The following is a 13743-nucleotide window of genomic DNA, read 5'->3' as shown; positions in this document are numbered from 1 at the left end:
TTGGCTGATTGCTCGACACCGGGCATTCGCGTGTTCGCATAGCTGGCGCTACAACTGGCGAGATAGCTGACACCGCGCTATTGCAGCACCCATGCACGAAAGTTCCTCTGCGCTAGAAGCGTTCGATATCGCCGCGATCCTTGTCGTGGCGGCGGCCGTTCTGGGCTATATCAACCACCATTATATCCGCTTGCCGCACACCATCGGGCTGACGGTGATGGGCGCGCTCACCTCGATCGGCGCGATGGTGGTAGATGCGCTGATCCCCGGCATCACGCTGGACGATTGGGTGGCGCAATTGCTCCAGCGGATGGATTTCACCGATACCCTGTTGCAGGGCATGCTCAGCTTCCTGCTGTTCGCCGGGGCGCTGCATGTGAATCTGGAGCAATTGCGTAAGGACTGGCTACCGGTTCTGCTGCTGTCCACATTCGGCGTGATTATCTCCACTATCGTCGTCGGCGCGCTGATGTGGGGTGTTGGTATCCTGCTTGCTCTGCCAATTGCACCGATCTGGTATTTCGTATTCGGGGCGCTGATTTCCCCGACAGACCCGGTGTCCGTGCTCGGCGTTCTGCGCGAAGAGAACGTGCCGCAATCGTTGCAGGCGGCAGTTGCTGGCGAAAGCCTGTTCAACGATGGCGTGGGTATCGTGGTGTTCACGATCCTGCTCGGCGCAGCGCTGACCGGGGCCGATTTCAGCCTGTCCGAAGGTGTCCGCCTGTTCGCGCTGGAGGCAGGCGGCGGCATCGCGATTGGGTTCGTGATCGGCTATGTCGGGTTCAAAGCGCTGAAGAGCATGGACGAATATACGCTGGAGGTGCTCATCACGCTGGCCATCGTGATGGGTGGCTATGCGCTCGCCAGTTCGCTGCACATGTCCGGCCCGCTGGCGATGGCGGTGGCCGGACTGCTGATCGGCAATTACGGCTTCGAACGCGCGATGAGCGACGTGACCCGCGATTACGTCCACAAGTTCTGGGAACTGGTGGACGAAGTGCTCAATTCGATCCTGTTCCTGCTGATCGGGCTGGAAATGATCGCGCTTGTGCCGGGCCACGGGCATATCATGATCGGGCTCGCCGCTATCGTCGTGACACTGATCGCACGTGCGATTTCTGTGGGGGCGATGGTCAAGACGGTGCCGGGTGTCAGTCTCGACGCACCCGGCGCTGTACGAGTGTTGTGGTGGGGTGGCCTGCGCGGAGGGATATCGATTGCGCTGGTCCTGTCTCTGCCGCCGGGCGAAACACGCCACCTGCTGCTGGCCGCGACATTTGCCGCCGTGCTGTTTTCCGTGCTGATCCAGCGCGCCACGCTTGGCAAAATGATTGAGCGGTTGCAACGCCAGCACATGCCGTCGGTCGAACCGGAACCCGAACGGATCGGCATGGGCAGCGATTATTAGGGGGATAGAAACGCAAGTGGTCGCTGCATCTTCCCGCGTGCTGGCGGAGGAAGCTGGCCCCCGGCTCGGAGGCCGGAGTGACGGATAGTGAAGCGATACCGGCTGAAACGCACCTTCACCCACCCATTCGTCATTGCGAGGAACCGCAGCTGACGCGGCAATCCACGGACCGCACTTTACCTCCCTCGCAGCCGATGTACCGGCTGCCATCCTCGCGCTATGGATTGCTTCCCTTCGTTCGCAATGACGAAGGAGTGGGAAAGTACCGACAGCACGAAAATCCACCTCTTTGGCCTATCGCCAGCTTTGCTTCCGCCACACCATCGCCCCGATGCCGATCAGCCCCAAGGCACCCGGTCGCGCGCCAATTGCTTTTGCCCCGCCGTTTGCTTATGTGCGGCGCTATGCCCCGGCACTGCGCGAGCCCCCTTGGGACTCGCCCGCCGGGGCCATGTATTTTAACGCCAGAGGTGCCGCCCATGTCGACCCGCCGCCGCCAGATCTACGAAGGCAAGGCCAAGATCCTCTACGAAGGGCCCGAACCGGGCACGCTGATTCAGTATTTCAAGGACGACGCGACCGCCTTCAATGCCCAGAAAAAGGGTACGATCAACGGCAAGGGCGTGATCAATAATCGCATCAGCGAATATGTCTTCACCCGTCTGGCGCACATCGGCATCCCCACCCACTTCATCCGGCGCCTTAACATGCGCGAACAGCTTGTGCGGCAGGTGGAAATCATTCCTCTCGAAGTGATCGTCCGCAACGTGGCCGCCGGCTCGCTGTCCAAACGGCTAGGCATCGAAGAAGGCGAACCGCTGCCGCACACGCTGCTGGAATACAGCTACAAGGATGACGGCCTCGGCGATCCTTTTGTGTCGGAAGAAGAAATCGCCTGCTTCAACTGGGCCACCCATGAAGAGATGCAGGATATGTCGAGCATGGCAATCCGCATCAACGATTTCCTGTCCGGCATGTTCGCCGCCATCGGCATCCGGCTGGTCGATTTCAAGCTGGAATTCGGGCGACTGTGGGATGGCGACTATGCCCGCGTGATTCTGGCTGATGAAATCAGCCCCGATGGTTGTCGCCTGTGGGATCTCGCCACAGGGGAGAAACTGGACAAGGATCGTTTCCGCCGCGACATGGGCGGCGAGGAAGAGGCCTATCAGGAAGTCGCTCGCCGTCTCGGTCTGTTGCAGAACGACGATGGCGGGCCAGGCGAAGTATTCGACCTGTCCGCCCACCGTGGTCGCCTGCGCGGCAAAACGAAACCGAAGAAATAACCGGTCAAATCGTTCCAAATCGCCAACCCCTGCTGCGTATTGTACACCAATATCCAGCAGGGGTTGCGGCGATTACCGAATCGCAGATCACGCAGCATGACCGGGCGATCTTTTAGTAAGAAATGGTATATTCATCGACCCGCTATTAACTTATATTTGAAACTTCGTTATTTCAAAACAAGATAATTTATCGCGCGATGAACACTATTGTTCTTCGCCCTTATATCGGGCAAACCTGAGCCGATGCGGTACTATTCGGTTATTGCGCCTCTTGCGCTCGTCTCTCTTGCCCTGACAGCTCCCCTTGCGGCACAATCGGATGCGCCTCCGGCAATGGGGCAATATACGGCGGTCGCGGTGCCCCCGCTCGGCCCCGCTTCGGATTACGAATGGAATTATACGCGTAGCGACGTTCCGGTCGATCCGGCATGGACGTTCGGCACTCTGCCGAATGGTATGCGCTATGCCTTGCGACATAATGAGACGCCCGCTGGCACCGCACTGGTGCGACTGCGGATCGGTTCCGGTTCGCTGGAAGAACACGACGATGAACGCGGGCTGGCGCACTACCTCGAACATATGGCGTTCAACGGTTCGGCCAAAATTCCCGAAGGGGAAATGGTCAAACTGCTGGAACGCAAAGGGTTGGCCTTCGGCGCCGATACCAATGCCTCCACCGGTTTCGAAACCACGACGTATAAACTCGATCTGCCACGCACCGATGGCGATATGATCGACACCGCACTGATGCTGATGCGCGAAACTGCATCCAACCTCACCCTCTCACCTGCTGCGGTGGAGCGGGAGCAGGGTGTTATTCTGGCCGAGAAGCGGGACAGGAACACATTTGCCCTGCGCGCGACAGAAGATTCATGGCAATTTCTGACCCCGGATGCGCGCTATACCCAGCGTCTCCCGATAGGAATCGACGAAACAATTCGCGCGGCTGACCCGGCGCGACTGCGTGGATTTTACAAACGCACCTATGTCCCGGCCAATACTGTGCTGATCGTAGTGGGCGATATCGACGTGGCTAAAGTCGAAGCGAAAATCCGCTCAATGTTCGGCGTCTGGCAACCATCCGCCCCGCCATCCGCGAAAGTCGCCAGTCCGATCGATACCAGTCGCAAGGGGTTGTCCCACGTCTACCTCGATCCCGCCCTGTCGGAACGGGTGACTGTCAGCCGCCTGTCCCGTTGGCGGAACGAGCCCGATACCATTGCCCAGCGGCAGCAAAACCTGTTGCGACAGGTCGGCTATGCCATCGTCAACCGACGGCTGGCGCAATTGGTTCGCACCGATGATCCCCCATTTCGTGCCGCCGGTTTCGGCTCAAACGATCTGTTTCAGTCCGCCAATGTAACCGGGCTCACGATCGATACCGTCGATGGCGGCTGGCAGACCGGGCTTGATGCCGCGGCCAAAGTCTGGCGCCAGTCGATGATCTATGGCTTCACCGGCGCCGAGGTTGCCGAACAGGTCGCCCGCCTGCGTGCAGCGCAGGTCAATGCTGCGAATTCGCAGGATACCCGCAGCAATGCGGCGCTCGTCAACGCGATGGAGAACCTGCTGCGAGACGGGCTCGTGCCGTCCACTCCTCAAAGCTCGCTCGAACGATTCGAGGCATTTGCACCCGCTATAACGCCAGTCAATGTGCTGGCCGCATTGCGTCAGGATGCTGCTCCACTCGACGATCCGCTGATCCGGTTCCAGGGGCGCACTGCACCTGCGGGCGGGGCCGACGCCTTGCGGCAAACGTGGGACACAGCGATCGTCGCCCCCGTTGCGCAGCCGGAAGCGAAGGATGTTCCGCAATTTGGGTATGACGATTTCGGCACGCCGGGCACTGTCGTGTCGGACACAATCAGTCCGGTTCTGGGAATTCGTGAAATCCGTTTCGCCAACGGGGTGCGCCTCAACCTCAAGCAAACCGATCTGCAAAAGGATCGGATTGCATTTCGCCTATCGCTCGACGGTGGCGATCTGCTGAACACCGCGCAGGAACCGCTGACTACTGCCATGGTATCGACCCTGCCGCTTGGGGGCCTCGGCAAACATTCACAGGATGAAATCGAAAGTATCTTTGCGGGCCGAACCGTCAGCCTCAATATTCAAAGCAGGGGGGATGCGTTCGTGATGGACGGGACCACCGTGCCGGAAGATATGTCTCAACAACTCGATCTGCTGACCGCTGCAATTACCGATCCCGGCTATCGCAGAGAAGGCGAAGTTCGCTACCAGCGCTCGATCGCCAATTTCTTCAAACAGAAGGATGCGACACCGGCCAGCGCGCTGGGCACATCGATCGGGGGCATTCTGTCGAATTCGGACCCGCGTTTCAGCTTGCAGCCGCAATGCGCCTATGAAGCGCTGTCGTTTCACAAACTGCGTTACGCCATCGCCGATCGACTTGAGCATGGGGCCATCGAACTGGCGCTGGTGGGAGATTTCGATCAACAGGCGGTTATAGCGCAGGTCGCGCGCACCCTGGGTGCTCTGCCCGCACGCGAAACCGAATTCCGCGATTCCCCCTGGCTGCGCCAACGCCCATTCACAGATAAGCGCACTCGTCACACGATCTATCACACCGGCGAAAGCGATCAGGCATTGATCGGCTTCATCTGGCCCACTGTCGGGGATAGGGACCCCGCCAAGATGGCGCAATTCGAATTGCTCGAACGCATTGTGAAGATCGAATTGCAGGATGAACTGCGCGAACGCCTGGGCAAAACCTACAGCCCCGACGTGTCGAGCAGCATTTCGCACCTGTGGATCGATTATGGCACGTTCTCGCTCGCGGCCTCGGTCGATGTGAAAGATCTCGATGTGACACGGGCGTCCATTGCAGCCGTTTTGCGCGACCTATCCCGCAAACCGATCTCCAGCGATCTGCTTAAGCGCGCGCGCCAGCCTCTACTCGAAGACTATGCCAATGCACTCAAAACGAACGGGGGCTGGCTGCGCCTCGTCGACCGGGCGCAGACCCAGCCCGAACTTATCGAGCGTTTCGAAGAAATGCCCAAGCGGCTGAAGGCGGTAACCCATCGCCAATTGCGACAAACTGCAGGTGAGTACCTCACACCCAATGCCGCAGTGGAGGTCGTCGTGGTCCCGGCGGTGAGCACAGAAAAATCCACTCCTTCCACGACAGAAGCGCCCAATTCGGGTGATACGCGCCCCGCATCCACCGCACCGGTCGCTCCAGAAATTGGGCGCTGATGCCCCTCCTCCCCATTCCGGCGACGCCGGATATGGGGAGGCAGCCCGCTTTCAGTCGCAGTGAGCAAAACATCCGGGCTGCGTAGAGCGCGTGGGAAACGTACAAAGCTGTGATTGATCAACCAATCATACGTCGCCCTCTCTTGCCCTTGTGGCAGACTGGCGGCATAGGCGCCGCAACCGGAATGCAAGCCAGCGAAAGGCCCTCCGATGAAAGTCCGCGTCTATGTATCGCTTAAACCCGGGGTACTCGACCCTCAGGGTCGCGCCGTTCACCATGCTCTCGAAGGGCTCGGCTTTGCCGGGGTCGCCGATGTCCGCGTTGGCCGCTTCATCGAAATGGACGTAGCGGACGACACGACTGACGACGCACTCGATGAGATGTGCCGCAAGCTGCTGGCCAATATGGTGATCGAAAACTACCGGATCGAAAAGCTGGAGGCAGCGTGATGGCCTTCCGCGGCGCAGTGATAACCTTCCCCGGCTCCAACTGCGATCGCGATATGGCGGTCGCATTGGAAAAAGTGTCCGGTGAAAAGGCGCTGCGTGTCTGGCACGGCGATGTAGACTTGCCCGACAGGCTGGACTTTATCGCCATTCCCGGCGGCTTCTCCTATGGCGACTATCTGCGGTGCGGCGCCATTGCCAGTCGCAGCCCGGTGATGCGCGCTGTGATCGACGCGGCCGGGCGCGGGATTCCCGTGCTGGGCGTATGCAATGGCTTTCAGGTACTGACCGAAAGTGGGCTGTTGCCCGGTGCTCTGATGCGGAATGCCCAGCTCACTTTTACCTGCCGGACCGTGCCGCTGACGGTGGAGAACAATCAATCGTTGTTCACCGCCGGATACGACGCAGGGCAAACGATCGCCATTCCTGTGGCGCACCATGACGGCAACTTTTTTGCCGACGACGAAACGCTCAACCGAATCGAGGGCGAAGGCCGGGTGGCGTTCCGTTATACCGATGAAGTCAACGGATCGCAGCGGTCTATCGCAGGGGTACTCAATGAAACCGGCACCGTGCTGGGCATGATGCCCCATCCGGAACGCGCCATCGAACCCGAACTCGGCGGCAGCGATGGCCGGGCTTTGTTCGAAAGCGCAGTGCGCGGTCTCGTTACCGCCTGACGCGATCGGACGCGTGGGTGCGGTTCTCCGCACCCTATACCGCCTTGGGTGATTACGCGGTCAGGCGCTCGGCCGGACGCTTGCGCCGGAACAGTGCGACTGCCTGATCGGCTTCCATCGGTCGCCCGAAGTAATATCCCTGAATCTTGGTGCAGCCAAGCTGGCGGATCAGTTCTGCCTCTTCAGCACTTTCGACGCCCTCTGCTGTGGTTGTCATGCCCAGACTATCAGCCATCGCCACCACTGCCCGCACGATCGCGAGACTTTCCGCTGCCTGCTGCGCCGCCCCTTGAACGAATGTACGATCAACCTTGATCGTCGAAAAGCGGAGCTTGCGTAAATACCCCAGCGATGAATAACCGGTGCCGAAATCATCGAGTGCGACCGTACAGCCGAGCGCCATCACCTGCTCCAGCGCCGATCCCGCCACACTGGCATCGCGCATGAAGATGCTCTCCGTCACTTCCAGTTCGAGGCGATGGGGTTTCAGGCCACTGGCTGTCAGCGCGCGAACGACCGTTGCCGGGAAGTCAGGTTCGAACAACTGTTCAGGCGAAACGTTCACTGCCACCCGCACATGGTCGGGCCAACGAGTGGCCTCCCGACATGCCTGTTCCAACACCCATGCGCCAATCGGCACAATCAGGCGCGTGTCTTCTGCCAGCGGGATGAATTTGCCCGGACTGATGCTGCCATGATCGCCGCTGTTCCAGCGCACCAGCGCTTCAAAGTTGACCACCTCTTCGGTATTGGCATCTACAACCGGCTGATAAACCAGTTCAAATTCCCGCTTTTCCAGCGCGCTCCGCAAGGCGAATTCCAGCTGGCGGCGCTCTTCAGCATTGGCATGCAGCAACGGCTCATAAGTGCAATGTTCGCCGCCACCTTCGTCCTTTGCCCGGTACAGAGCAAGGTCGGCATTACGCATCAGTTCTTCCACGCTCTGGCCATCGCGCGGCCCCACGGCAGATCCCACGCTCGCCCCGACATACAGCGTGTGCTGATCGACCTGATAGGGTTGCGACAAGCGGGCGATCACCTTGCGCGCAACTTTCGCCACCACGTTCTTGTCCGAAGCATCGCGGATGACCACGGCAAATTCATCGCCGCCCAATCGTCCGACAAGGTCGGTTTCACTGGCGAGATCGCTAAGTCGCGCCGCCACTTGCGCCAGCAGCTTGTCACCAACCATATGGCCCAGCGAATCGTTGATCGCCTTGAAACGATCGAGGTCGATCATCATGAATGCACAACGCGTTCGCCACTGTTCGGAATAACGCAACGCATCGCCCAACGCCTCTGTCAGCATCAGGCGGTTGGGGAGGCCCGTCAGCGTATCGTAGCGCGCCAGATAGGCAATCTTTTCAGTGGATTCGCGTTGCTCCGTCACGTCCGAGCCAACACCGCGAATACCGAGATAAGCCCCATTTTCGTCTAGCATGGGAGTGCCCGACAATTCCCACCAGCGATGTTCGCGGCCGATGTTCACCCGCACCAGCAGATTGGAGAAGCTTTCCCGGCGCTTCAGCTTGTCCGCCAGTTCGTGTAAGCTGCTGGAGAATTCGCCCGTTTCCCAGGCATCGCCAGAGATCAACTCCAGAAACGATTTTCCTTCGACTTCGTTGATCGGCCGACCAAGCGCGAATGCGAAACGCGGGCTGGCGCTTCTGACCAATCGATTGATATCGATCTGCCACAGCCAATCACCCTGATTCTCTTCGAATTCCCGCAGCAGGAGAGAAACGACTTGGCTCTTTTCTGCCATTCCGGCCTCAGCGAAACAGGCTATCAGGTATGTGCGGGAAACCTTCATCGTCCCGATCACCACTGTCATAAGATAAGCGAGCGCAATCGCCGTAAGTTCATAATTTCCATGCCACAAGAACACCGAAACGCCGACGATTCCGGTCAGGCCACCGAATATGATCGTGCTAAGAGGAACTGCCCCCAGAACCAGTGACGATCCCGTTAACAGGAGAGAAATCAGAAGGAACAAGCTGGTATAATCGGCCTGCGTTCCCCACGGCGACAGGAATATCAGCGATATGCTCCACGCAAGCCCCGTCCACGCCGCGCGCAGTGATTGGCGCTGCACTTCCGCGCGTGTGATAATGCGATGGTCAGTGTCGGACAGCAGAAAATCCGACCGCATGTTAAGAGCGACCGCTACCACCAGTGCACTGACGAACAACGCCATTGCCCATACGGGCGCGGTATCGTGATACATCCACACGACAATCGCTGCGCTGAAAACGTGGACCAAAGCCCGCAGCCATGTGCTTTTGCCGAATTGCGAATATTGCAGGCCGCGCAACCGAGACCAATCGCCTCCTGCCGGATCGCGCAGCCCCAGAATGGCAAGGAATGGCAAGTCCTGCGGCTTACCGGCGAAAGGGGCTTTGTTTTCGTTCACGCACCCGCGATAGACGGGCAATGGTTAGGGCGTGGTAAACCTTCGGAAAGAAAGGCTGAATTTTTCCAATCCCCACTATGGGATTACCGAAAAAAAACCTTGTGATCCGCTCTATTCCACTGTCACGGATTTCGCCAGATTCCGCGGTTGATCGACATCGGTGCCCTTGGCGCAGGCGACATGATAGGCGAGCAACTGCACGGGCACGGCATAAACCAGCGGTGCAATCAGCGGATGAACTTTGGGCATAGCAATCGTAGCGAGGCATCCCTCGCCCGCGTCGGCCAGTCCTTCCTCATCCGAAATCAGCACGATCTTGCCGCCGCGTGCACGCACTTCCTGCATGTTCGACACGGTCTTTTCAAACAGCGGACCGGACGGTGCCAGCACGATTACCGGCACCGATTCGTCGATCAGCGCGATCGGTCCGTGCTTCATTTCGCCGCTCGCATAACCTTCTGCATGGATATAGCTGATTTCCTTGAGCTTGAGCGCACCTTCCAGCGCCAGCGGATAATCTGGGCCGCGGCCCAGATAGAGCACGTCGCGCGCTGGGGCGATAAGATGCGCCATGCTGGCGATGTCGTCGTCGAAATCGAGCGCAGCGTTGAGCGCGGCGGGCGCTTCGAGCAGGTGGCGAACCACCTCTTGCTCTTCCGCGCGGTCCATCCGCCCTTTCCTCACTGCAAGGTGAGCGGCCAGCGCGGCAAGCACGGCAAGCTGGCACGTGAACGCCTTGGTGCTCGCCACGCCGATTTCCGGCCCGGCGTGCGTAGGCAACAACAGATCCGCTTCGCGCGCCATCGAACTGGTGGGCACGTTGACCACCACGCCGATGGTTTGCCCTTCTTCCTTGCAGTGACGCAGGGCTGCGAGAGTGTCTGCAGTTTCGCCACTCTGCGAAATGAACAGCGCCAGCCCGCCTTCTTCCAGCACGGGTTCGCGATAACGAAACTCGCTGGCGACATCGATGTCCACCGGCACCCGCGCGAATGTTTCGAACCAGTATTTCGCGACCATCCCTGCATAGTAGGACGTGCCGCACGCCACGATAGTGATGCGCTTGACCGTCGAGAGATCGAAATCCACTTGTGGCAGAGCCACAGCGTTATCCGCGCGGTGAATATAGCTCGCCAGCGTTTGCGCCACGACGGTCGGCTGTTCGAAGATCTCCTTCTGCATGAAGTGGCGATAATTGCCCTTCTCCACAGCCGCTGCCGACGCTCCCGAGGTGGTTACTTCGCGTTCGACGGGATTGTTATCGGCGTCGTACACCTGCGCGCCGTCGCGGGTCACCACAGCCCAGTCGCCTTCTTCGAGATACGCAATCTTCTGCGTCAGCGGGGCCAGCGCCAGCGCGTCGGAACCAAGATAAGTTTCCCCTTCCCCATACCCCAGCACCAGCGGCGAACCGAGGCGTGCGCCAATCAACATATCGGGATAATCGCGAAACGCGATGGCCAGCGCGAATGCCCCGCGCAGGCGCGGCAAAACCGCTTTCACCGCATCTTGCGGAGAGGCACCACTTTCGACCTGCTGGCTGACCAGATGCGCGACTACTTCGCTGTCGGTCTCGCTTTCCAGTTTGCGCCCGGCAGCAATCAGTTCATCGCGCAACTGCTTATAGTTTTCGATGATACCATTGTGGACCAGCGCAACTTTCTCGGTCGCATGGGGATGCGCGTTATTGGCTGTGGGCGCGCCGTGAGTGGCCCAGCGGGTATGAGCGATCCCAATGGTGCCGGGTGCCGGATTGGCCGCCAGTTCCTCAACCAGATTGGCCAGTTTGCCCTGTGCCCGGCGGCGAATAAGCTGGCCACCGTCCATCGTGCAGACGCCGGCACTGTCATACCCGCGGTATTCCATGCGGCGCAACCCATCGACCAACCGATCGGCCACTGCTTCTTTACCGACGATACCGATAATGCCGCACATAAATTTCAACGCCCTTCAATGTGATGGGGGCCTGCGAGCAGACGATGTCGCAGGTTTCCCGATATTCGGTTGCCCTGCCGATGTGGCCGGATTTGCCGCGCCGGGCAAGCCCGCGTGACGGTAGATGCATGCCAAGGTCGTGCGTGCGATGCACCGATGCAAGGGTAGGCGACCCGTTAACTGGTTGCCTGCCGTATAGTCGGCTGGATTCGATCCAATCTTAGGAAATCGGCAAGGTTTCCGTTTTATTCACCAAACTTCGAGAGGGCTGCTTTGCCATGACGCGTAACGATGGCGTCAGGTAACCGCCACAATGCATTGGATCGCCCAGGGGATATGGAATGAGCGCATTCGGACGGAGAAACGGGCCAGGCGGACTGCAGCCGGGCAACCGACCGACCTTTGGCGTTGCGCGCCCCATGCGGGGGGCGCCGGAAGCGCCGCAGAAGGATCGTGGCGGCGAACAATTTCCTCCATTGCCGGGCGAAAACCCGGACGCTGCCAACGCGCTGGACAACCACCCGAACAAAGGCGACGCGATGGCCCGGCTGGCCGATCGCGCCAACGCGGTGCACGAATCAACCCACACCGCCACGGGCTTCGAAGCGAGCGTTCACAAGATCAAGGAACAGGTGCTGCCGCGCCTGTTGGAACGCGTCGACCCCGAAGCGGCCGCTTCGCTGAGCAAAGAAGAGCTGTCGGAAGAATTCCGCCCAATCATCATGGAAGTGCTGGCCGAGCTGAAGGTCACGCTGAACCGGCGCGAACAGTTCGCACTGGAAAAAGTGCTGATCGACGAACTGCTCGGCTTCGGTCCGCTGGAAGAACTGCTTAACGATCCCGACGTTTCGGACATCATGGTCAACGGCCCTGATCAGACCTACATCGAAAAGAAGGGCAAACTGGTCATCGCGCCGATCCGGTTCCGCGATGAACAGCACCTGTTCCAGATCGCACAGCGCATCGTGAATCAGGTCGGTCGCCGCGTCGACCAGACCACACCGCTGGCCGACGCCCGTTTGAAAGACGGCAGTCGTGTGAACGTGATCGTGCCGCCGCTCAGCTTGCGCGGCACAGCCATCTCGATTCGTAAATTCTCCGAAAAGCCGATCACGATCGATATGCTCAGGGACTTCGGTTCAATGAGCGATAAGATGGCCACCGCGCTGAAAATCGCCGGTGCCTGCCGGATGAATATCGTGATTTCAGGCGGTACGGGTTCAGGTAAGACGACCATGCTCAACGCCCTGTCGAAAATGATCGATCCGGGCGAACGCGTGCTGACGATTGAAGACGCGGCGGAACTGCGCCTGCAACAGCCGCACTGGCTGCCGCTGGAAACCCGCCCGCCGAACCTTGAAGGGCAAGGCGCGATTACCATTGGCGATCTGGTAAAGAACGCTCTGCGTATGCGCCCGGACCGCATTATTCTGGGCGAAATTCGTGGCGCGGAGTGTTTCGATCTGCTGGCCGCGATGAACACCGGCCACGATGGTTCGATGTGTACGCTTCACGCCAACAGCCCGCGCGAATGCCTTGGCCGTATGGAAAACATGATCCTGATGGGCGACATCAAGATCCCGAAAGAGGCCATCAGCCGCCAGATCGCGGAATCGGTCGATCTGATCGTGCAGGTAAAACGCCTGCGCGACGGTTCGCGTCGCACCACCAACATCACCGAAGTGATCGGGATGGAAGGCGACGTGATCGTAACGCAGGAACTGTTCAAGTTCGAGTATCTGGACGAAAGCGAGGACGGCAAAATCCTCGGCGAATTCCGTCCGAGCGGTCTGCGCCCCTATACACTGGAAAAGGCCCGTCAGTTCGGGTTCGATCAGGCTTATCTGGAGGCGTGCCTTTAAAGGCAACGCCTCCAGTACAGCTCGGTTGCAACCCTCGCCCGAATGCGGTCAGCCTACGGCTGTCGGCTGGGCCAGCTCCATGCACTGGCGACGACGCCACACTGTCTCGCTCACCAATTCGTCTGCTCCGAATACGATCTTGTATTGGCAGACGAGGTAGTTTTCCGATTCCGGCATCTTGAACTGTACGTCATAATCCCATGACGCCGAGCCATTGGAGCGCACCGGATCGCCCAGCGCCGCGCGCACCGCTTCCCGCGTTACCCCGGGCTTGATCCGGTCCAGCTGGCTCGGTTCGATCACCTGACCGCGACGCACGAACGGCGGGTTCATTTCTTTGGGAAGCACGCCCACGTCATCGTAGTTGAGCGCTTTGGGGTTGCTCACCGGGTCGACCGGGTTGCTTTGCGCCATTACCGGCGCCGCGCCTGCAAAGAGGAATGCCAGCAACGATGCGGAGGCCGCTGCTCTGGTGACCTTGTTCATGACAGAG

Annotated in this window: 9 protein-coding genes; 6 read left to right on the top strand and 3 right to left on the bottom strand. The window is 59.5% G+C overall.

The features are described 5' to 3' along the window. The first annotated feature begins 91 nt into the window (after nt 1-91). The 5 genes from D6858_RS05650 to purQ all read left to right on the top strand — a co-directional run bounded on the left by D6858_RS05650 (nt 92) and on the right by purQ (nt 7040). Nucleotides 92-1408: a cation:proton antiporter gene (locus D6858_RS05650; protein ID WP_120108116.1), complete on the top strand. Its 1317-nt coding sequence runs from the start codon at nt 92-94 to the stop codon at nt 1406-1408. Nucleotides 1409-1887: 479 nt separating this feature from the next. Beyond that, a complete protein-coding gene (gene purC, locus D6858_RS05645) occupies nt 1888-2694 on the top strand; it encodes a phosphoribosylaminoimidazolesuccinocarboxamide synthase (RefSeq protein WP_120108113.1) in 807 nt (268 codons plus the stop codon). A 243-nt stretch (nt 2695-2937) separates the two neighbouring features. Further along, on the top strand, nt 2938-5913 hold the full coding sequence (locus D6858_RS05640) for a M16 family metallopeptidase (RefSeq protein ID WP_120108110.1): 2976 nt from the start codon (nt 2938-2940) through the stop codon (nt 5911-5913). A 210-nt stretch (nt 5914-6123) separates the two neighbouring features. Continuing rightward, on the top strand, nt 6124-6363 hold the full coding sequence (gene purS, locus D6858_RS05635) for a phosphoribosylformylglycinamidine synthase subunit PurS (protein WP_102156262.1): 240 nt from the start codon (nt 6124-6126) through the stop codon (nt 6361-6363). Further along, on the top strand, nt 6363-7040 hold the full coding sequence (gene purQ, locus D6858_RS05630; RefSeq protein WP_120108108.1) for a phosphoribosylformylglycinamidine synthase subunit PurQ: 678 nt from the start codon (nt 6363-6365) through the stop codon (nt 7038-7040). Before purS ends, purQ begins: the two co-directional genes overlap by 1 nt. 52 nt (nt 7041-7092) lie before the next feature. Here the strand turns inward: purQ and D6858_RS05625 are convergent, their stop codons facing one another. Beyond that, the gene (locus D6858_RS05625; RefSeq protein ID WP_120108106.1) at nt 7093-9453 is read right to left on the bottom strand and encodes a putative bifunctional diguanylate cyclase/phosphodiesterase; all 2361 of its coding nucleotides are present in this window, start codon (nt 9451-9453) and stop codon (nt 7093-7095) included. A 111-nt stretch (nt 9454-9564) separates the two neighbouring features. After that, nucleotides 9565-11388, bottom strand: a complete 1824-nt coding sequence (gene glmS / locus D6858_RS05620; protein WP_120108103.1) for a glutamine--fructose-6-phosphate transaminase (isomerizing) — start codon at nt 11386-11388, stop codon at nt 9565-9567. Nucleotides 11389-11729: 341 nt separating this feature from the next. On the opposite strand from glmS, the gene D6858_RS05615 reads away from it, so the two are divergent. After that, entirely contained in the window at nt 11730-13250 is a 1521-nt protein-coding gene (locus D6858_RS05615; RefSeq protein ID WP_120108101.1) for a TadA family conjugal transfer-associated ATPase, read from the top strand. 48 nt (nt 13251-13298) lie between these two features. On the opposite strand, the gene bamE is transcribed toward D6858_RS05615, so the two are convergent. Continuing rightward, on the bottom strand, nt 13299-13736 hold the full coding sequence (gene bamE, locus D6858_RS05610) for an outer membrane protein assembly factor BamE domain-containing protein (RefSeq protein WP_120108099.1): 438 nt from the start codon (nt 13734-13736) through the stop codon (nt 13299-13301). Nucleotides 13737-13743 lie beyond the last annotated feature (7 nt).

Source organism: Tsuneonella suprasediminis (assembly GCF_003605755.1).
GTDB classification, from domain to species: domain Bacteria; phylum Pseudomonadota; class Alphaproteobacteria; order Sphingomonadales; family Sphingomonadaceae; genus Tsuneonella; species Tsuneonella suprasediminis.
The sequence above is the reverse complement of the archived record's forward strand: the minus strand, read 5'-3'. Positions and strand labels throughout refer to the sequence as shown.